The sequence below is a fragment of the Actinomadura sp. NPDC048021 genome (genome assembly GCF_040653135.1).
GTDB classification, from domain to species: domain Bacteria; phylum Actinomycetota; class Actinomycetes; order Streptosporangiales; family Streptosporangiaceae; genus Spirillospora; species Spirillospora verrucosospora.
This window is the reverse complement of sequence record NZ_JBEZJQ010000019.1, coordinates 38,256-57,846: the sequence shown is the minus strand read 5'-3', so window position 1 is coordinate 57,846 and position 19,591 is coordinate 38,256. Positions and strand designations below refer to the sequence as shown.

The following is a 19,591-nucleotide window of genomic DNA, read 5'->3' as shown; positions in this document are numbered from 1 at the left end:
GCCGCGGTCTACATGGGGGCCCCGGGGCTGGGGTTGCCCTCCCCCCCCCCCCCCCGGGGGGGCCGCGCGCCGCCCCCCCACGGCGGTGACGGGCTTCGGTTACAGCTGCGAGCCGACGAGCTTGACGAGGTCGACGAGGCGGTTGGAGTAGCCCCACTCGTTGTCGTACCAGCCGACGACCTTCACCTGGTCGCCGATGACCTTGGTCAGCCCGGAGTCGAAGATGCAGGACGACGGGTCGGTGACGATGTCGCTGGAGACGATCGGGTCCTCGGTGTAGGTGAGGTAGCCCTTGAGGGGGCCCTCGGCGGCCGCCCGGAACGCCTCGTTGACCTCCTCGACCGTCACGTCGCGGGACAGCTCGACGGTGAGGTCGGTGGCCGAGCCGGTCGGCACCGGGACGCGCAGGGCGTAGCCGTCCAGCTTGCCCTTCAGCTCCGGCAGCACCAGGCCGATCGCCTTCGCGGCGCCGGTGGAGGTCGGGACCACGTTCAGCGCGGCGGCGCGGGCGCGGCGCAGGTCCTTGTGCGGGGCGTCCTGCAGGTTCTGGTCCTGCGTGTAGGCGTGGACCGTCGTCATCAGGCCCTTCTCGATGACGAAGTTGTCGTGCAGCACCTTGGCCAGCGGGGCCAGGCAGTTGGTGGTGCAGGACGCGTTGGAGATCACCGTGTGGTTCGCCGGGTCGTACTTGTCCTCGTTGACGCCGAGGACGACGGTGAGGTCCTCGTTCTTCGCCGGCGCGGAGATGATGACCTTCTTGGCGCCGTTGTCGGCGTGCACCCGGGCCTTGTTCGCGTCGGTGAAGAAACCGGTCGACTCGACGACGATGTCGGCGCCGACGTCGCTCCACTTGAGGTTCGCGGGGTCGCGCTCCTCGAAGGCCCTGATGGCCTTGCCGCCGACGACGATCTCGTTCTCGGTGGCGCGCACGTCCTCGGGGAAGCGGCCGAGGATGCTGTCGTACTTGAGCAACTGGGCGAGCGTGGCGTTGTCGGTCAGGTCGTTGACCGCCACGACCTCGATGTCGGCCCCGGACGCCTTCACCGCGCGGTAGAAGTTGCGGCCGATCCGGCCGAACCCGTTGATGCCTACTCGGATGGTCACGGAACCGCTCTCCTCGTACGTCGTATCGCCCGGTGCCAGCCGGGCTCACCTACGGTCGATCCGGGGTCATCCCCCACCTCAGACCCTATCCAATGACCCACGAGTAGCCCGACACCGGTTTCGTGGGAACCACGGGTGAGCCCGTCTCCCCCGGTAGGGGGACATCCCTCCTTTCACGACATAGCACGATCATCACTACACTCCGGGGCCATGTGGCGCGGGTGGTCGGTTCTGTTGGCGGGGCTCGTGGGGGCCGTGCTGCTCGGCGGACCGGCCGGGGCGGCGCCCGCCCCGGACCGCGCCGGTCCGGCGAACCGCGCGGACGCCATCGCCGCCGCGCTCCGCCGCGACCCCGTGTACGTCACCGACCACGCGCCCCGCGCGCTGCCCCCGGACACCGCCGCGCGGATCAGGGCGTCCGTCGCCCGGCTCGGCGTCCCGGTGTACGTCGCGGTGACGCCGACCTCGGGCCTCGGCCCGCAGAGCGCGACCGAGTCCTTCGCGGCTCTGCTGCGCGACCGGCTCCGCAAGGACGGCGTCTACATCGTGGTCCCCCCGTCCGGCGGCAGCGGCGAGATCCGCCAGTTCGGCGACGTCCGCGGGCTCCCGATCGAGGACGCCTGGTCGGCCGCGAACTCCGAGACCCCCTACGACGCGGGCGCCGCGCGGGTGGTCGCGCTGTTCGTGGACATCGCCCTGTCGGGGCACGCCAGGGAGCGCCGCGACCATCCGCGGCCGCGGCCGAAGTCGAAGGTCCGCGAGGCCCTCGACGCCGACGACGCGGCCGACCGGCGGGCGTCCCGCATCGAGTGGAGCGTGTTCGGCGGCGGCGCGGCGCTGAGCGGGGCCTCGATCCTCGGCCTGCTGGTCGGCCGCCGCGTCCTGGCGGCGCGGCGGGCGCGGCGGCCGGGACGATCGCCGAAGAAGAACACCGGGAAGGCACGCAGATGAGGCGGCTTCCGGCGGTGCTCGCCGCCCTCACACTCGCCCTCGCCGCGCTCGCGGCGCTCCCCGGCGCCGCCGCGGCCGACGAGCCGCCCCCGTACGCCTACCACCGGCTCGACCGGGTGGGCGCCGCGCTGGCCAGGGACCCGCTGTTCGTCGACCCGGACCTCGCGCAGGCGCTCGGCGCGTCCGACCGCGCCCGCCTCCGCGCGGTCCTCGCCGGGACGGCGAAGCGGCTCGGCACGCCGGCGTACGTCGTCGTGATCCCCAACCCGAGCGAGTCGGAGTCGCAGGGCCGCGACGACGCGTTCCTGTTCATGCTGCACGACCGGTCGCGCCGCGACGGCCTCTACGTGATGGCCGACGGGCACGGGAATCTGGAGTCCGAGGCGTTCAACGTCCCGCGCCGGGGCCTGTCCGCGTTGGATGAACTGGACGAGGAGGACGCGCCGGGCGCCGCGAGACCCGCCGACTCCGAGCGCCCGTTCGACGGGCTCGCCGACCGGATCGTCCGGCGGCTCGACGGCTACGCGGCGGCACCCTCGGCGTCCCCCACCATGCCGCGGCTGTACTCGAGTCCGGACCCGTTCGGGCAGGAGAACACCCTGACGCCCGACGAACCGGAGATCAAGGCGCCGCTGCTGACCGGGCTCCTGCTCGCCGGGCCCGCGGCGGCCGCGGTCCTGTACTGGCTGGGTCTCGGCGTCCTGGCCCTGCGCCGGGGCGGGCTGTCGCGCCCCCCGAACCGGCCGAGGACCCGCCGGCACGACCAGGCGCGCACCAGGCCGAGCATCCGCTGGCTGCGCCGGCACGGCGCCAAGGACCTGGAGAGGCTCCGCCGCCTGCTCACCACGGCCGACAGCGAGCGCGGACGCGCCTACGCCGTGTCCGCCTACGACGCCGCGCAGATCCTCTACGACGACGCCAAGGATGACGAGGGCAAGGCGATCGACCTCGTCGGCGCGATCGTGCTGGCCCGCCAGGGATGCGTCGCCCTGACCCGCGACATCGAGTCCCCGCCGTCCCCGTGCCTGGTGAACCCTCTGCACGGCAGCTCGGTCGTGCGCAAGCGCGTCCGGATGCTGGAGAAGGACCACGGCGGGGCCCTGCCGAGGCAGTGCCCGCTCTGCGCTAACTGCCGGGATCTCGACAAGAGGCAGGCGCTCGACGAGCGGCGCCTCCTGCAGATCCCGGGGCCGGACGGCCACCGCCCGCACACCCTCGTCCCGGGCGTGTGGCGCGACGCGGCGTGGGGCGCCCACGGCAAGACCTTCCTCCCCCGCGTGATGAGGTACCTCGGTGTTGACTGAACCGTCCCCCGGCGAGCGGCTGGCCGCCGCCCTGCGCCGCTCCCCCGTCTACGTCGACCCGTCCCTGGCGCCGGCGCTCCCCGCGGCGGCCCGCCGCGAGCTCATCGCCAAGCTCCGCAAGGCCCCCGCGCCGGTCTTCGTCGTGCTGGTCCCCATCGTCAAGGGCGGCACGTGGACGGACGGCGAGCAGCTCGCGACCGTCGCGCACGACCGCCTCGGCCGCGACGGGATCTTCATCACCTTCGACGACGACTCCCAGGACCTGAGGGCGCGCGAGTGGGGCGGCGACCACCGGGCCGACCGCGCCGCCTGGGCCGTCGCCCTGGACCGCGCCATGGACGACGCGCCGCTCGCCGCCCGGCTGTCGCGCGTCGCCGACCTGATCGTCTCCGGGACCGGCCAGCAGGAGTACGACCGGGTCTCCGCCGAGATCGACAAGCGCTACAGGGCCCGGCACGGCACCGCGCCGGGCGAACGCGGCGCGGACGGGAACGAGGCGGACGGGGGCGGCCTCGCGCTGCCCCTCGGCGCCGGCGCGGCGGCCGCGGCGGCGGCCGGGGTCGCCGGGTTCCTGCTGTGGCGGCGGCGCCGGATGGCCTCCGTCCGCCGCGAGGGGGAAGGGCTGCTGATGCCCCGCACCGTGTTCGCCACGGCGCACCGCGCCACCGAGGACCAGCTCCGCGAGCAGGCGTCCCGCGAGGTCATCGCGTTCGGGGAGCTGCTGGACGACAGCACCGTCCCGACCTCCGGCGAGCGGGCCCGCGCCCTGGTGGCCCGCGCCCTGGACGCCTACCAGGCCGCGGGGAAGACCCTAGACGCGGCGCGGGGCGTCCCCGACCTTGCCGGTGTCCTCGTCCTCCTCGACCAGGGCCGCGACGCCCTGGCCTCCGCGCAGGCGGTCGCCAAGGGCCGGTCGGAGATCCCGCCCGTCCCGCTGTGCTTCTTCAACCCGCTCCACGGCGACGCGACCAGCGAACTCGACTGGCGGCCCGTCGGCTCCCGCAGGCGGCTGAGCGTCCGGACCTGCCGCGCGTGCGCCCGCGCGGCCCGCGACAAGCGCGCCCCCGAGGTCCTCACCGACCGCCGCGACGGCCGGGAGGTCCCTTACTACGAGGCCGACCCGTCCGGCAGCGTGTGGGCCGAGACCGGCTACGGCCAGCTCCGCGACGACCTCATCGAGCGCGTGCTGCGGGGCGACAACAAACCGCGCTGACCGCACGCTCCGATTGTTTACCGTCCCTTCACCGGCGGCCGTCCGGCGGCAGCCCACTTCGCGTGTGTGGTGGGACTGTGGCCCATCGATCAGGGAGAGGCGCCCGCGGGGCGGGGTGCGCCGCGCTGCTGCTGTCGCTATCGTGCGGCTGCCACGGCGGCGTCCCGTCCGCCGCACCCGTGACCGCGCGTGCCGCGGCGCGGGCGGTCTGCCTCGGCTACAACGGCCTGGACAGGGTCAACCCGGCGGCGCAGGTGCGCGCGGGCCGGTTCGCCACTCCGAAGGTCGCCCCCGTCCGCGTCGCCGACGGGACGGACGTGGACTGGGGCCTGGCACCGGACGGCAACCGGTCGTGGCAGCTCTGGTTCCATTCCCTCGAATGGCTCGGCGGCCTCATCAGGGAGCACGAGCGGACCGGTGACCGCGCCGCACTGCGAACGGCCGCGGGCGTCGCCCGGGACTGGCTCGCCGACAACGCCCGCCCCGAGCGGTTCTCCGCGCGCCGGCGCGAGGCGATCGACCAGGCCGCCAAGTTCCGCCTCGCCACCCTCGTCTGCCTCCGCAGGCACCTGGCCGGACGGTGGCTGGACGAGGCCGTCGCGGCCCACGCGCGGTGGCTGGCCCGTCCCGAGCACTACTCGGGGCCCTGGAACCACGGGACCGACGAGTCGATGACGCTCATGACGGCGGGCTGCGGCATCGGCCGGGCGGACCTCGCGGAGCTCGGCCACCGGCGCCTGCTCGACGCGGTCCTCGCCCCGCCCGGCGGCGCGCGGCCGGCCGTCGACGACGAGGGCGCCGGGAACGAGCAGTCCGCGCGCTACACCGTCTACAACCGGAGCCGGTGGCGGCTCGCCTTCCGGGTGATGCGCGAGTGCGGCCGTCCCGTCCCCGCCGAACTCGTCCGCCGGCACAAGCTGATGGACGAGTTCATCGCCTTCCAGACCACACCCGGTGGCGACCTGCTCCAGATCGGCGAGTCGGACGCGTCCAGAGCCTCCGACATCGACTCGCCCGGAACGGGCCCGCTCAGATACGTCGCGACGCAGGGCGCGGAAGGCGTCCCGCCGAAGGAGAGGGCGCGCGTCTACCGCGCCGGGTACGTGGTGGGCAGGTCCGGCTGGGGCCGGGACGGCCGCTCCTTCGCCGAGGAGACGGCCTACACGGCGCGCTTCGGACCGGGCCGGTACGCGCACGGGCAGAACGACCACATGGCGCTCACCTTCCATGCGCTCGGCCGCGACATCCTCGTTCCGAGCGGCCACATCGGCTACAGCGACACGACCTGGCGCAGGTGGCTGGCCTCGCCGGAGGCGCACAACACGCTCGTGGTGCGGGGCGCGCCGTTCCGCGAGAACGCGGCGACGGCGCTGGTCGCGCACGAGTTCCGGCGCGGCGCCGACACGTTCCGGTTCTCCGACACCGCCTTCGCCGGGACGGCCCGATTCCGCACTGTGCTCGCGGCCTCCGATCCCGACGCCGTCGCCGTGCTGGACGAGGTGCGCTCCGCCGCCCCCCGCTCCGTCGAGCAGCTCTGGCACCTGCCCGCGGCGTTCACCGCCGTTCCGGCCGGGACCGGCGCCGTCGCCACCGCGGGCCCTGTCCGCGTCCACTTCATCCGGTTACCGCTCCCCGGCACCACAGGCGGACCCGCCACGGTCACCCGAGGCGCCCTGGACCCGCCGCAAGGCTGGATCGCCCCCTCCACCCGCAAGAGACTCCCCGCCCCGGTGGTGACGATTCCCGCCCATGGAAGGACCCGGCAACTTCGCATACTGACCCTGATCGCCCCCGTCCGCGGCGAAGGACCGAGAATCCAGACCCGCACACTCCCGGACGGAACACTCCACGTAGAGGCGACCTTCTCCGCCCACAACCTGACCTTCGAGGCCACCCCCGACGGCGCCCTTCACCGCCTCCCCTGACCGGCATCCACATTTCAGCGCTCTCGGACGTGCCACGCCATGACGCTCTTGGAGTAGACCTGAGCGAGGCCGCGGGTCGGGCGGCCGGAAGGCGCTCTGGGCGCCTGGAGGTCGCACGACCCGCCGAGCCGGGCGACCGGAGCGCCACGACGGCAACCCGCACGGGCACGGAAACCAGCACCGTGGCGTGAGGATCGCCCGGCTCGCAACGGGGGTTCCAGGGGGTCGCCCCCCTGGGAATCACTGCGCGAGCATGTCGGCGGTGAGGCTGGCCTCCGTGCCGGGGATGCCCTGGTCGCCGGCGCGCTTGTCGGCCATGGCGAGGAGGCGGCGGATGCGGCCGGCGATGGCGTCCTTGGTGAGGGGCGGGTCGGCGAGCTGGCCGAGCTCCTCCAGGGAGGCCTGCTTGTGCTCCAGGCGGAGGCGTCCGGCGTTGACGAGGTGCTCGGGGGCGTCGTCGCCGAGGATCTCCAGGGCGCGGGCGACGCGGGCGCCGGCGGCGACGGCGGCGCGGGCGGAGCGGCGCAGGTTGGCGTCGTCGAAGTTGGCGAGGCGGTTGGCGGTGGCGCGGACCTCGCGGCGCATCCGGCGCTCCTCCCAGGCCAGGACGCTGTCATGGGCGCCGAGCCGGGTGAGCAGGGCGCTGATCGCGTCGCCGTCGCGGACGACGACGCGGTCGACGCCGCGGACCTCGCGGGCCTTGGCGTGGATCTTCAGGCGGCGGGCGGCGCCGACGAGGGCGAGGGCGGCCTCGGGGCCGGGGCAGGTCACCTCCAGCGACATGGAGCGGCCGGGTTCGGTGAGGGAGCCGTGCGCGAGGAACGCGCCGCGCCAGGCCGACTCGGCGTCGCAGGCGGCGCCGGCGACGACGTGCCGGGGCAGTCCGCGGACGGGCCGGCCGTTGTTGTCGATGAGGCCGGTCTGCCGGGCGAGCGACTCGCCGTCGCGGAAGACGCGCACGACGTAGCGGTTGCCCTTGCGCAGGCCGCTCGGGGCGAGCACGACGACCTCGGAGGTGTGCCCGAACACCTCCGAGATGTCCTTGATCAGCCTCCTCGCCGCCACACCGGTGTCGATCTCGGCCTCGATCACGATGCGGCCGCTGACCAGGTGCAGGCCGCCCGCGAACCGCAGCAGCGTCGAGACCTCGGCCTTGCGGCAGCACGGCTTCAGCACCGTGAGCCTGCTCAGCTCGTCCTTGACCACACCGGTCATCGCCATCTGATGAACCCTCCCCCTATCGGACTTCCAGCAGTGTGGCCGATCCCGGCCGCGCCGGTCGTCACTCGGTGAATATCTGTACGAAGGCTTGGGCCAGACGGGCGGGTTCATGACGCGGCGATCCGTCGTCGGCGGCGACGTCGGCCAGCACGAGACGTCCGCCGAGGTCCTTGACGGCCTTGTCGAGGGCGTCAGGGTCGTCCACGACCCCGCGGTCGGCGAGGACGACGTCCACGCGCAGGTCGGGCGCGTGCGCCTGCAGCACCTCCAGATGGGTCTGCGGCGAGAAGTCGTCGGTCTCGCCGGGCTGCTGCGCGAGGTTCAGCGCGACGACGCGGCGGGCGCGGGAGGTGGTGAGGGCGCGGGCCAGCGCGGGCACCTTCAGGTGCGGCAGGACGCTGGTGAACCACGAGCCGGGGCCGAACACGATCCAGTCGGCGTCGTCGACGGCGGCGAGGGTCTCGGGGCAGGCGGGCGGATCGGCGGGCACCAGGGACACGCCGAGCACGCTGCCGGGCGTCCTGGCGCACGCCACCTGGCCCTTGACATGGGTGATCTCGTCGGGCCTCGCGGGGTCGGCGCCGCGCACCTCGGCGACGATGTCCATCGGGACGGCCGCCATCGGCAGCACGCGGCCGTGCGCGCCGAGCAGCCGGCCGACCCAGTCGAGTCCGGCGACGGTGGAACCCGGTGAGGCGCCGTCGCCGCCGAGCAGCTCCCACAGCGCGACGATGAGCAGGTTGCCGACGGCGTGGCCCTGCAGGTCGCCCTCGTTGCGGAAGCGGTGCTGGACGACGTCCCGCCAGGTCTGGCCCCACTCGTCGTCGCCGCAGAGGGCGGCGAGCGCCATCCGCAGGTCGCCGGGCGGCAGCACGCCGAGCTCGCGGCGCAGCCGGCCGCTGGAACCGCCGTCGTCGGCGACGGTGACGATCGCGGTCAGCCGGTCGGTGACGCGGCGCAGCGCCGACAGCGACGCGTAGAGGCCGTGGCCCCCGCCGAGCGCGACGACCTTCGGGCCGAGGGGCTTCACCGTGCCGTTTCTCTCCTCGTCCGGGACTCCCGCCGGGTCCCGGCGCGGTCCGTCATTCGCGGCCGAGGTCACGATGGGCGACCTGCACCTCGATGCCCTCGTCCCGCAGCCGGGCGGCGATCTGTTCCGCCATGGCAACACTACGGTGTTTTCCACCGGTACATCCCACGGCAAGCGTCACGTAGTGCTTGCCCTCGCGTTCATACCCGTCGGCGAGGAGCCGCAGCACCTCGGCGTAGGCGTCCAGGAACTCCTTGGCGCCGCGCTGCCCGAGGACGTAGTCGCGGACGGCGGCGTCGCGGCCCGTCTTCGGCCGCAGCTCCGGCACCCAGTGCGGGTTCGGCAGGAACCGGCAGTCGACGACGAGGTCGGCGTCGACCGGCAGGCCGTACTTGTAGCCGAACGACACCACGGTGGCGCGCAGGCTGGACTCGCCGCTGTCCGTGCCGAAGAAGCCGATGATCTTGTTGCGCAGCTCGTGCACGTTGAGGCCGCTGGTGTCGATCACCAGGTCGGCCTCGGCGCGGACCTCGCGGACCAGGTCGCGCTCGCGGGCGATGCCGTCCACCAGGCGGCCGTCGCCCTGCAGCGGGTGGGGGCGGCGGACGCTCTCGAACCGGCGCACGAGGTCGGCGTCGCCGGCCTCCAGGAACACCACGCGCGGGTGGACGCCGCGGGCCTCCAGCTCGGCGATCGAGGAGTGCAGGTCGTCGGTGAACGCGCGGCTGCGGACGTCCACGACGACGGCGATGCGCGGCACCGCGTCCTTCACCCGGCCGCCGAGGTCGGCCATCGTGGCCAGCAGCCCGGGCGGCAGGTTGTCGACCACGAACCAGTCGAGGTCCTCGAGCGACTTGGCCGCGGTGCTGCGGCCCGCCCCGGACATGCCGGTGACGATCACGATGTCCGGGATCTTGGTCTCGCTGGTCATCCGCTACTCCCCCTGTGCTCCCCGTCGTCCCCGCCGGGTCCCTCGTCCCCGCCGGGTCCCTCGCCCCCGCCGTCCGGCGGCGCGGCGCCGCCGTGCAGCGCCGCCACGATGCTCTCGGCGCTGCGCATGCCGATTCCCGGGACCTCGGCGACCTGCGCGGGCGTCGCGTCCTTCAGCCGCTTCAGCGACCCGAAGTGCTTCAGCAGCGCCGCGCGGCGCGCCGGACCCAGACCAGGAACGTTATCGAGTTCGCTGACCGTCATGGACCTGGACCGCCGCTGCCGGTGGAAGGTGATGGCGAACCGGTGCGCCTCGTCGCGGACCCGCTGGACGAGGAACATGCCCTCGCTGTTGCGCGGCAGGATCACCGGGTCGCTCTCGCCGGGAAGCCAGAGCTCCTCCAGCCGCTTGGCGATCCCGCACACCGCGATGTCGTCGACGCCGAGCTCGTCGAGGGCGCGCTGCGCGGCCGCGACCTGCGGGGGGCCGCCGTCGACGAGGACCAGGTTGGGCGGGTAGGCGAACTTGCGCGGCCTCCCGGTCTCCGGGTCGATCGGCTGGTGCGCGCCCTCCTCCGGGTCGCCGAGGGAGTCGAGCTCGCCGGTCTTCTCGCTCTCGGCCAGGTAGCGCCTGAACCGTCGGGTGATGACCTCGTGGATGGAGCGGACGTCGTCCTGCCCCCGCACGGCCTTGATCGTGAACCGGCGGTACTCGCTCTTGCGGGCCAGGCCGTCCTCGAACACGACCATGGACGCGACCACGTCGGTGCCCTGCAGGTTGGACACGTCGTAGCACTCGATCCGCAGGGGCGCGTCGTCGAGCTCCAAGGCTTCCTGGAGCTCCTGCAGCGCGCGGCTGCGGGTGGTGAGGTCGGAGGCGCGGCGGGTCTTGTGCTGCTTGAGCGCCTCGTGGGCGTTGCGCGCGACCGTCTCCAGCAGGGTCCGCTTGTCGCCGCGCTGCGGGACGCGCAGCCGGACGGGCCCGCCGCGCTGCTCCGACAGCAGCTCGGTCATGGCCTCCACCTCCGGCGGCAGGGCCGGGACGAAGACCTCGCGGGGCACCGACTCGCTCTCGCCGTAGATCTGGATGAGGAAGTGCTCGACCAGGTCGGCGGTGGTGACGTCCTCGACCTTGTCGACGACCCAGCCGCGCTGCCCGCGGATGCGGCCGCCGCGCACGTAGAACACCTGGACGGCCGCCTCCAGCTCGTCCTCGGCGAAGGCGACCATGTCGCAGTCGGTTCGGTCGGGGAGCACGACCGCCTGCTTCTCCAGGGCGCGCTCCAGGGCGCGGATGTCGTCGCGGAGCCGGGCGGCGCGCTCGTACTCCTGGGACGCGGCGGCCTCGCGCATGTCGCGTTCGAGGCGCTTGATGAACCGGGTGGTGTTGCCCGCCATGAAGTCGCAGAAGTCCTCTGCGAGCAGCCGGTGCTCCTCCGGCGAGACGCGGCCTACGCACGGCGCCGAGCACTTGCCGATGTAGCCGAGCAGGCAGGGGCGGTCGAGCTGGTGCTGCCGCTTGAACACGCCGGCGCTGCACGTGCGGACGGGGAACACGCGCAGCAGCTGGTCGACCGTCTCCCGGATCGCCCACGCGTGGGAGTACGGCCCGAAGTAGCGCACGCCCTTGCGTTTGGCGCCCCGCATCACCATCACCCTCGGGAAGTCCTCGTTCAGGGTGACGGCGAGATAGGGATAGGACTTGTCGTCGCGGTAGCGGACGTTGAACCGGGGGTCGAACTCCTTGATCCAGGAGTACTCCAGCTGAAGGGCCTCGACCTCGGTGCCGACCACCGTCCAGTCGACGCGCGCGGCGGTCTGCACCATCGTCTGGGTGCGGGGGTGCAGGGCGGAGAAGTCGGCGAAGTAGGAGTTCAGCCGCGAGCGCAGGTTCTTGGCCTTGCCCACGTAGATGACCCGGCCGTGCTCGTCGCGGAACCGGTACACCCCCGGGGATTCCGGGATGGAGCCGGGTGCGGGTCGGTAGGTCGCCGGATCTGCCACACTCGAAAGCCTAATGGGCGGCACCGACACGCCGTGCCCCGCGCCGCCGGAGGCCCCCGCCGATCCGGAGGGTGACGTAGATCTCTCCCCTCCGCCCGGATGTTCGCAAACCATGCGGAAAGGGAGGGTCAAACGGTTCCGCGGATCCGGAAGGGGGTCGTTGCGCACGTGTCCACGCTCTGGGCTTGGATCGTCCTGGCCGCCGTCGTCGGCACGTCCGTGATCGTCGTGGAGGGGGGCCGCCGGCTCGTCGCGGGCCGGCTGTCGCACCGCTGGCCCGGCGCCGGACGGGTCGCCCGGCGCTGCACCGCGCCCGCCTTCGCGTTCGCGGTGGTGGTGAGCTCCAGCACCGCGATGCCGTACCAGTTCATCGGCGGGCACGCCGAGGACGTGGTCCGGCACGCGATGCGGATCGCGGCGATCGGCGCCTCCACGTGGCTGGTGCTGCGGATCGGGTACGCGCTGAGCGACCCGCCGCTGACGCGGCTGATGCGGATCGAGGGCGAGCGCAACCGGCGGGCGCGGCGGGCCCGCACCCAGATGCTGCTGCTGCGCCGCATCGCCGCCGTCATCATCGTGGTGCTCGCCGTCGGAGCGGCGCTGTTCACCTTCCCCGCCGTGCGGGCGGTCGGGGCGGGGGTGCTGGCCTCGGCGGGCGTCGCCGGCCTGGTGGTCGGCATCGCGGCCCGGCCCACCCTCGGCAACCTGCTCGCCGGGCTGCAGCTGGCGTTCAGCGACGCGCTGCGGCTGGACGACGTCGTCGTCACGCAGGGCATCTGGGGCCGGGTCGAGGAGCTGACGCTGTCCTACGTCGTCCTGCAGCTCTGGGACGACCGGCGCATGATCTTCCCGGTGTCGCACTTCACCGAGCAGCCGTTCGAGAACTGGACGCGGCACTCCAGCCGTCTGCTCGGCTCGGTCGAGCTGCACGTGGACTGGACGGTCCCGGTCGAGGACCTGCGCGCCGAGCTGCACTCGGCGCTGAAGGACAACCCGCTGTGGGACCAGCGGGAGTGGATGCTTCAGGTGGTGGACGTGCTGCCGAGCGGCCTCGTCACGGTGCGCGCACTGATGAGCGCCGCCGACTCGGCGAGCACCTGGGACCTGCGCTGCGACGTGCGCGAGCACCTGGTCTCCTACATCCGCGACCGCCACCCGGAGGCCCTCCCCCGGCTCCGCATCGGCCCCGAGCCGGTCGCGGACGGCGCCGAGGCCGGGGCCGGCGACCCGCCCCCGGCCACCGAGGAGGAGGTGGCGGAGGGGCGGCACGCCGACGGCGCGCGGGCCGTCCCCCGCGAGGACGGCCCGGCGCGCGCGAAGTCGCTCAGGCGAGCATGATCTTTCCGCCCTGGACGGTGACCTTCTTCGCCGCCAGGGGCTCGTCGGCGGGCGGGCTCGCCACCGAGCCATCCGTGATCTTGAATTTGCTGCCGTGGCAGTGGCAGTTGATCGTGCCCCCGGACACCGATCCGACGCCGCATCCCCGGTGGGTGCAGGTCGCGGAGAACGCCGTGAACTCGCCCTGGCGGGGCTGGCAGACGACGACCTTGGCGTCCTCGAACACCTTGCCGCCGCCGACGGGGATCTCGCCCACCGAGGCCAGGGCCGCGCCCGACCCGCCCTCGGAGCCGGCGCCCCCGGAGCCGGCTCCGCCCCCGTCGTCGCCCGACCCGCCGCACGCCGCCGCCAGCCCGGCCACGCCCGCGAGTCCGGCGCCGATGAGCAGCCCCCTGCGGGTGCCGCCCGCGGCGCCGTCCCCCGGCGCGCCCTCCCCCGGCGCGAGCTCCGTTCCGTCCGCCTGCGTCTCGGACCTGTGTGGCATCCTCGCCCCTCCGGTGACCTCTGTCGGTTCCTGTCCGTCACCGGGAATCACGGATCCGCGAGCGCGCCGGTTCAACGCGGGCCCGACTCGATGATCAGGTGACGACGATGCCGCCGCCCTCGACCCGCACGGGGTACTCCTTGAGGGGCTCCTTCGCCGGACCGCGCTGCACCGAGCCGTCGGCGATCCTGAACTCGCTGCCGTGGCAGTGGCACTTGATCAGGCCGTTCGAGACCCCGCCGACCGTGCAGCCCTGATGGGTGCACACCGCCGTGAACGCCTTGTAGGCGCCCTGGCTCGGCTGGGTCACCACGACCTTCTCGTCGCCGTAGACCTTGCCGCCGCCGACCGGGATGTCGGCGGCCTTCGCGACCTGCTTGCCCTTGAGGTCCGCGGCGGGCGTGGCCCCGCCGCCGGACGCGCAGCCCGCGAGGGCCGCGGCGCCGAGCGCCCCCGTCCCGCACAGCACCGCACGCCGGCCGACTCCCCCGCTCCCGGCGGCCTCGGCGGCCCCGGGCGTCACTTCGTCTTCCATGGCTCCATCCTGGTGGACGGCCTCACCCGTCCCGCACCGGCCCGCCTCCGGGACCTCAGGCGAGGAGCTTCTTGAGGAACTGGCCGGTGTGGCTGGCCTCGACCTCGGCGACCTCCTCGGGGGTGCCGGTCGCGACGACCGTGCCGCCCCGCGAGCCGCCCTCGGGGCCCATGTCGATGATCCAGTCGGCGGTCTTGATGACGTCGAGGTTGTGCTCGATGACCAGGACCGTGTTGCCCTTGTCGACCAGGCCGTTCAGCACGCCGAGGAGCTTGCGGATGTCCTCGAAGTGCAGGCCGGTGGTCGGCTCGTCGAGCACGTAGATGGTGCGGCCGGTGGAGCGCTTCTGCAGCTCGGAGGCCAGCTTGACGCGCTGCGCCTCGCCGCCCGACAGGGTCGGGGCGGGCTGGCCGAGCCGGACGTAGCCGAGGCCGACGTCGTTCAGCGTCTTCAGGTGCCGGTGGATCGCCGTGATCGGCTCGAAGAACTCCGTGGCCTGCTCGATCGGCATGTCGAGCACCTCGGAGATCGTCTTGCCCTTGTAGTGGACCTCCAGGGTCTCCCGGTTGTAGCGGGCGCCGTGGCAGACCTCGCACGGGACGTAGACGTCCGGCAGGAAGTTCATCTCGATCTTGATGGTGCCGTCGCCGGAGCAGTTCTCGCAGCGGCCGCCCTTGACGTTGAAGGAGAACCGGCCGGGCTGGTAGCCGCGCACCTTCGCCTCGGTGGTCTGCGCGAACAGCTTGCGGATGTGGTCGAACACGCCGGTGTAGGTCGCCGGGTTGGACCGCGGGGTGCGGCCGATCGGCGACTGGTCGACGTGCACGACCTTGTCGAGCTGGTCGACGCCGTTGACGCGCTTGTGCTTGCCGGGGACGGTCTTCGCGCCGTTCAGCTTCTTCGCCAGCGAGTTGTAGAGGATGTCGTTGACCAGCGTCGACTTGCCGGACCCCGACACACCGGTGACCGCGGTGAGGACGCCGAGCGGGAACGCGACGTCGACGTCGCGCAGGTTGTTCTGCTGCGCGCCCTTGACGGTGACCTCGCGGCCCCGGGTGCGGGGCCGCCGGATCTGCGGGACGGCGATCTCGCGGCGGCCGTCCAGGTAGGCGCCGGTGAGGGAGCGCTCGGACTTCTTCAGGTCCTCGACCGTGCCGGAGACGACGATCTCGCCGCCGTGCTCGCCCGCGCGCGGGCCGATGTCGACGATCCAGTCGGCGGCGGCGATGGTGTCCTCGTCGTGCTCGACGACGATCAGGGTGTTGCCCATGTCGCGCAGCCGGAGCAGCGTCTCCAGCAGCCGGTGGTTGTCGCGCTGGTGCAGGCCGATCGACGGCTCGTCCAGGACGTACAGGACGCCGACCAGGCCGGAGCCGATCTGCGTCGCCAGCCGGATGCGCTGGGCCTCCCCGCCGGCGAGCGTGGCGGACGCCCGGTCGAGGGTCAGGTAGTCGAGGCCGACGTCCAGCAGGAAGCCGAGCCGGGCGTTGATCTCCTTGAGGACGCGTTCGGCGATGTGCGTCTCGCGCTCGTTCAGTTCGAGCGCGAGCAGGAACTTCGCGGCCTCGCCGATCGGCATCGCGGCGACCTCGGCGATCGACATCCCGCCCATGGTGACGGCCAGCACGACCGGCTTCAGCCGGGCGCCCTCGCACGTCGGGCACGGGATCTCGCGCATGTAGCCCTCGAACCGTTCCCGGCTGGAGTCGCTCTCGGACTCGGCGTGGCGCCGCTGGATGTAGGGGACGACGCCCTCGTAGGCCGTGTAGTACGACCTCGTGCGGCCGTAGCGGTTCTTGTAACGGACGTGGACCTGCGTCTCGTGCCCGTTGAGGATCGCCTTGCGCGCCTTGGCGGGCAGCCGGTCCCACGGCGTGTTCAGGTCGAAGCCCATCGCGTCGCCCAGCGCCGACAGCAGCCGCAGGAAGTAGTCGCTGACGTGCCCGCCCGACCACGGCTGGATCGCGCCCTCGCCGAGCGAGAGCTCCCCGTCGGGGACGACGAGCTCGGCGTCGACCTCCATGCGCGTCCCGAGGCCGGTGCAGTCGGGGCAGGCGCCGTACGGCGAGTTGAACGAGAACGAGCGCGGCTCCAGCTCCTCGAACGACAGGTCGTCGTAGGGGCAGTAGAGGTGCTCGGAGTACATCCGGGTGCGGTGCTCGTCGTCCTCGGGCAGGTCGACGAAGTCGAGGACGATCGTGCCGCCCGCCAGGCCGAGCGCCGTCTCGACCGAGTCGGCGAGCCGCTGCCGGGCGGAGTCCTTCACCGAGAGCCGGTCGACCACGACGGAGATGTCGTGCTTCTCCTGCTTCTTGAGCTGGGGCGGCTCGTCCAGGCGGATCATCTGCCCGTCGACCAGCGCCCGCGAGTAGCCCTTGGACTGGAGTTCGCGGAACAGCTCCAGGTACTCGCCCTTGCGGCCGCGGATCACCGGCGCCAGCACCTGGAACCGGGCGCCCTGCTCCAGTTCCAGCACCCGGTCGACGATCTGCTGCGGCGCCTGCCGGCTGATCGGCCGGCCGCACTCGGGGCAGTGCGGGTGCCCGATCCGGGCGTAGAGCAGCCGCAGGTAGTCGTACACCTCGGTGATCGTCCCGACCGTGGACCGGGGGTTCTTGCTGGTGGACTTCTGGTCGATCGAGACCGCCGGGGAGAGCCCCTCGATGAAGTCGACGTCGGGCTTGTCCATCTGCCCGAGGAACTGCCGGGCGTAGGCCGACAGCGACTCGACGTACCGGCGCTGCCCCTCGGCGAAGATCGTGTCGAAGGCCAGGCTGGACTTCCCGGAACCCGACAGACCGGTGAACACGATCATGGAGTCCCGCGGGAGGTCGAGCGAGACGTCCTTCAGGTTGTGCTCGCGTGCTCCACGCACGATGAGTCGGTCATGCACGTTCTTCCGGTTCCTCTTCTGGGCGCGGCGATCTGCGTATACGGCTCGGTATCAAGGCTAGCCACGGGGAGCGACAGGCTCCCCCGGCTTCTCAACAGCGGCGCTCGCCGCTGCATTTCATGACGCTACCCGGCCGGTCCGAGCGGTCGGGACGGCACCATCGCACCGTACACGTGTTCGAACGCCGCCCGCCACCGGAACGCCGTCAGGGCGCGGCGCCCCCTTCCGACCACCCGGAACGCGCTTCGCGCGCGGTCGCGGCGGGACCGCGGTCACTCGTCGTCGAGGGCGTGGGAGAGGTAGCGCTCGGCGGAGCGGCGGACGGCCTCCTTCCCGCCGCTGTAGACGATCTTCTTCCACCAGGCGCCGTAGACGCGGTCGAAGTCGTAGGGCTCCAGGAGGCGCAGGGCGCGGCGGACCGTGCGGGGGCGCTCGGGGATGTAGTTCGGGTAGGAGTACATGAAGCTCACCCAGTCGCGGTCGTTGACGACCTGCACGATGTCGCCCGAGAAGAGGGCGCGGGCGTCGCGCCAGTGCAGGACCTGGCCGCCCGCGAAGTGGACGCCCGCGTTGATCAGCGTGAGGCCGTCGGCCAGTTCGAGGGTGTCGCCCGACCAGAAGGCGACCGCGTCGTCCGGGCGGGCCACCCAGCGGCGGTCGGCCTCGTGGACGTACACGGGCGCGTCGAACGCCCGCGCCCACTCGATCATGGTGCCGTAGTAGTGCGGATGGCTGATCGCGATCGCGGACACGCCGCCGAGGTCGTTCACCCGGCGGACCAGCTCGTCGTCGATGAGGGTGACCATGTCCCACAGGACGTTGCCGGACGGGGCGCGCAGGAGGAGGGCGCGCTGGCCGATGGCGATGGACGGCTCGGCGCCGATCCCGACGACGCCCGGGCCCTCCTCGGCGACGCGGCCGCGGTGGCCGGCGCGCAGTTCCTCCAGGGTCGTCCACCGCTGGCCCTCCCAGCCGACGTACTGCCGCTCGTCCTCGCAGATCGGGCAGTCGGGGCGGGGCCCGGCGTACTGGACGCCGCAGGTGACGCAGATCGGAAACTCCATGATCACCATTGTCTGGCGCGGGCCGGGCCCGTGCGACAGGATGGAGGGTCCTTTTCGCCGAGGAGGGGTCATGGACTGGCGCGACGTGATCGACGAGCTGGACGCGGGCGTGGAGCGGATCGCCGCCACGCTGGAGGGGCTGTCCCCCGGCGACCTGCGGGGCGGGTCGGGGCTGCCGGGGTGGAGCCGCGGGCACGTGGCGGCACACATCGCACGCAACGCCGACTCCCTGTGGAACCTGCTCGAAGGGGCGCGCACGGGGACGGAGGTCCCGCAGTACCCGAGCCTGGAGCGGCGCGACGCCGACATCGTCGCGGGCGCCGGCCGCTCCCGCGACGAGCTGGTCGCCGACGTCCGGGCGACGCAGGCGCGGTTCTCCGAGCAGGCCCGGTCGCTGCCTTCGAGCGCGGCGGAGGCTCCGGTGCGGGCGATGGCGGGCTGGCCCCATCCCGCCTGGTACACGGTGTTCCGCCGCTGGAACGAGGTGGAGGCCCACCACGCCGACCTGGCCGCCGGGTACGGCCCGGCCGACTGGCCGGAGCCCTACGTCCGCTGGTCCGCGGCGGCCACGCTTGCGGACCTGGCGGCGCTGCCGGACCGGCTCCTCGGGGAGCCGGCCGGGCTGCGGATCACCGCGACCGACTCCGGCGAGACCGCCGACCTCGGCTGGACGCCCGGCGGCCCGGAGGCGTCCGGCTCCGGGCGGGCGCTGCTGGGCTGGCTGAGCGGACGGTCCGACGGCGCGGGCGTGCACCTCCGCCCGGACGGTCCGCTGCCCGTGCCGCCGCCCTGGCCGTACGAGCCCTCCCGGTTCCGTGAGGAAGCGGGCTTCTGAGCGGGCCGGGGGACTAGGGGAGGTCGTCGCCCGCGAGCCGGTGCAGGGCGTCCGCGGAACGGACGGCGATCGCGCTCCGGGCGACGGTCACGCGGCCGCGCACGGGCTCGGCCGCGAGGATCTGCGCGACCTTGCGGCGGCCCATCCCGGCCCAGCGGCCGAGGTCCTGCTGGGTGACCGGGACCTGGACGACGACGCCCTCCTCGATCACGCCGTCCGGGCGCTCCCGCTTGACCGGGGAGCCGAACCGCGCCGCCAGGCGCAGGAGGCGGCCGGCGAGGCGGCGCTCGGGGTCGTCGGGGAAGTGCGCGACGCGCAGCTCGTTGGCGTCGCGGAGCCGTTCGGCGAGGACGGCGGCGACCGCCCACACCGAGCCGGGCTGGGCGTCCAGGACGCCGCGGAAGCGCGCGGCGGGCAGCACGATGGCCTCGACCCGCGTCAGCGCCTCGGCGTTGGCGTGCCGGACCCCGCCGTCCACCGCCTCCAGCTCCCCCACCAGGTCGCCGGGGCCGAGGACGTCGAGGATGGCGGTCTCGCCGTCCCGGTCGACCCAGACCTTCACCGCCCCGGACCGCAGGACGAAGACCTGGGCCGCGCGGGTGTGCTCGCGCGTCAGGAACGCGCCGGGCCTGATCACCACCGGCGCGCCCGCCCGCCGCAGGGCCTCCTGGGCGCGGGGGGTCAGCGCGTCCCAGAACCGGGGGGTCTGCATCTCGCCTCCTCACCGGACCCGGATCCGGCCGGGCCCCGGCTTCATGAT

The 19,591-nt window shown here is 73.2% G+C and carries 16 protein-coding genes; 6 read left to right on the top strand and 10 right to left on the bottom strand.

What is annotated here, in order from left to right:
* Positions 1–99: 99 nt before the first annotated feature.
* Positions 100–1,104 (bottom strand): type I glyceraldehyde-3-phosphate dehydrogenase, encoded by a 1,005-nt coding sequence (gene gap, locus AB0C87_RS28300; protein WP_345184339.1) that lies wholly within the window; start codon positions 1,102–1,104, stop codon positions 100–102.
* A 234-nt stretch (positions 1,105–1,338) separates the two neighbouring features.
* Here gap and AB0C87_RS28295 point away from each other — a divergent pair, with 234 nt between their 5' ends.
* The 4 genes from AB0C87_RS28295 (at position 1,339) to AB0C87_RS28280 (ending at position 6,497) form a co-directional block, all read left to right on the top strand.
* Entirely contained in the window at positions 1,339–2,055 is a 717-nt protein-coding gene (locus AB0C87_RS28295; protein ID WP_360580360.1) for a hypothetical protein, read from the top strand.
* A complete protein-coding gene (locus AB0C87_RS28290) occupies positions 2,052–3,359 on the top strand; it encodes a hypothetical protein (RefSeq protein ID WP_360580358.1) in 1,308 nt (435 codons plus the stop codon). Before AB0C87_RS28295 ends, AB0C87_RS28290 begins: the two co-directional genes overlap by 4 nt.
* Complete coding sequence (locus AB0C87_RS28285) at positions 3,349–4,572, top strand: hypothetical protein (protein ID WP_360580356.1); 1,224 nt, start codon at positions 3,349–3,351, stop codon at positions 4,570–4,572. Before AB0C87_RS28290 ends, AB0C87_RS28285 begins: the two co-directional genes overlap by 11 nt.
* Positions 4,573–4,751: 179 nt before the next feature.
* The gene (locus AB0C87_RS28280) at positions 4,752–6,497 is read left to right on the top strand and encodes a heparinase II/III family protein (RefSeq protein WP_360580354.1); all 1,746 of its coding nucleotides are present in this window, start codon (positions 4,752–4,754) and stop codon (positions 6,495–6,497) included.
* Positions 6,498–6,737: 240 nt separating this feature from the next.
* On the opposite strand, the gene whiA is transcribed toward AB0C87_RS28280, so the two are convergent.
* From whiA to uvrC, 4 genes are all read right to left on the bottom strand, one after another.
* On the bottom strand, positions 6,738–7,718 hold the full coding sequence (gene whiA / locus AB0C87_RS28275) for a DNA-binding protein WhiA (RefSeq protein WP_345184327.1): 981 nt from the start codon (positions 7,716–7,718) through the stop codon (positions 6,738–6,740).
* Positions 7,719–7,779: 61 nt separating this feature from the next.
* Positions 7,780–8,748 (bottom strand): uridine diphosphate-N-acetylglucosamine-binding protein YvcK, encoded by a 969-nt coding sequence (yvcK, locus tag AB0C87_RS28270; protein WP_345184325.1) that lies wholly within the window; start codon positions 8,746–8,748, stop codon positions 7,780–7,782.
* Positions 8,749–8,800: 52 nt separating this feature from the next.
* Positions 8,801–9,679, bottom strand: coding sequence for an RNase adapter RapZ (gene rapZ / locus AB0C87_RS28265; RefSeq protein WP_345184323.1), 879 nt, complete (start codon positions 9,677–9,679; stop codon positions 8,801–8,803).
* Positions 9,676–11,682, bottom strand: a complete 2,007-nt coding sequence (gene uvrC, locus AB0C87_RS28260; RefSeq protein WP_360580352.1) for an excinuclease ABC subunit UvrC — start codon at positions 11,680–11,682, stop codon at positions 9,676–9,678. The genes rapZ and uvrC overlap by 4 nt, the downstream gene beginning before the upstream one ends.
* A gap of 168 nt (positions 11,683–11,850) precedes the next feature.
* On the opposite strand from uvrC, the gene AB0C87_RS28255 reads away from it, so the two are divergent.
* Positions 11,851–13,020, top strand: coding sequence for a mechanosensitive ion channel domain-containing protein (locus AB0C87_RS28255; protein ID WP_360580350.1), 1,170 nt, complete (start codon positions 11,851–11,853; stop codon positions 13,018–13,020).
* Here the strand turns inward: AB0C87_RS28255 and AB0C87_RS28250 are convergent.
* The 4 genes from AB0C87_RS28250 to AB0C87_RS28235 all read right to left on the bottom strand — a co-directional run bounded on the left by AB0C87_RS28250 (position 13,007) and on the right by AB0C87_RS28235 (position 17,996).
* Complete coding sequence (locus tag AB0C87_RS28250; protein ID WP_345184315.1) at positions 13,007–13,504, bottom strand: Rieske (2Fe-2S) protein; 498 nt, start codon at positions 13,502–13,504, stop codon at positions 13,007–13,009. The genes AB0C87_RS28255 and AB0C87_RS28250 overlap by 14 nt on opposite strands.
* A gap of 94 nt (positions 13,505–13,598) precedes the next feature.
* On the bottom strand, positions 13,599–14,039 hold the full coding sequence (locus tag AB0C87_RS28245; RefSeq protein WP_345184313.1) for a Rieske (2Fe-2S) protein: 441 nt from the start codon (positions 14,037–14,039) through the stop codon (positions 13,599–13,601).
* Between the two features lie 55 nt (positions 14,040–14,094).
* Complete coding sequence (uvrA, locus tag AB0C87_RS28240; RefSeq protein ID WP_353834422.1) at positions 14,095–16,932, bottom strand: excinuclease ABC subunit UvrA; 2,838 nt, start codon at positions 16,930–16,932, stop codon at positions 14,095–14,097.
* Positions 16,933–17,204: 272 nt separating this feature from the next.
* A complete protein-coding gene (locus tag AB0C87_RS28235; RefSeq protein WP_360580347.1) occupies positions 17,205–17,996 on the bottom strand; it encodes an MBL fold metallo-hydrolase in 792 nt (263 codons plus the stop codon).
* A gap of 70 nt (positions 17,997–18,066) precedes the next feature.
* Here AB0C87_RS28235 and AB0C87_RS28230 point away from each other — a divergent pair, with 70 nt between their 5' ends.
* The gene (locus tag AB0C87_RS28230; RefSeq protein ID WP_360580346.1) at positions 18,067–18,831 is read left to right on the top strand and encodes a maleylpyruvate isomerase family mycothiol-dependent enzyme; all 765 of its coding nucleotides are present in this window, start codon (positions 18,067–18,069) and stop codon (positions 18,829–18,831) included.
* A gap of 13 nt (positions 18,832–18,844) precedes the next feature.
* Here AB0C87_RS28230 and AB0C87_RS28225 read toward each other — a convergent pair whose 3' ends face one another.
* Positions 18,845–19,543 (bottom strand): cyclic nucleotide-binding domain-containing protein, encoded by a 699-nt coding sequence (locus AB0C87_RS28225; protein ID WP_345184304.1) that lies wholly within the window; start codon positions 19,541–19,543, stop codon positions 18,845–18,847.
* Positions 19,544–19,591: the final 48 nt, after the last annotated feature.

What these genes read in the sequence shown, in the direction of transcription:
- AB0C87_RS28290 (WP_360580358.1), top strand. Translation starts at nt 2,052, where the DNA reads ATGAGGCGGCTTCCGGCGGTGCTCGCCGCCCTCACACTCGCCCTCGCC.
- whiA (WP_345184327.1), bottom strand. Translation starts at nt 7,718, where the DNA reads ATGGCGATGACCGGTGTGGTCAAGGACGAGCTGAGCAGGCTCACGGTG.
- AB0C87_RS28235 (WP_360580347.1), bottom strand. Translation starts at nt 17,996, where the DNA reads ATGGAGTTTCCGATCTGCGTCACCTGCGGCGTCCAGTACGCCGGGCCC.
- rapZ (WP_345184323.1), bottom strand. Translation starts at nt 9,679, where the DNA reads ATGACCAGCGAGACCAAGATCCCGGACATCGTGATCGTCACCGGCATG.
- AB0C87_RS28225 (WP_345184304.1), bottom strand. Translation starts at nt 19,543, where the DNA reads ATGCAGACCCCCCGGTTCTGGGACGCGCTGACCCCCCGCGCCCAGGAG.
- AB0C87_RS28230 (WP_360580346.1), top strand. Translation starts at nt 18,067, where the DNA reads ATGGACTGGCGCGACGTGATCGACGAGCTGGACGCGGGCGTGGAGCGG.
- AB0C87_RS28245 (WP_345184313.1), bottom strand. Translation starts at nt 14,039, where the DNA reads ATGGAAGACGAAGTGACGCCCGGGGCCGCCGAGGCCGCCGGGAGCGGG.
- AB0C87_RS28250 (WP_345184315.1), bottom strand. Translation starts at nt 13,504, where the DNA reads ATGCCACACAGGTCCGAGACGCAGGCGGACGGAACGGAGCTCGCGCCG.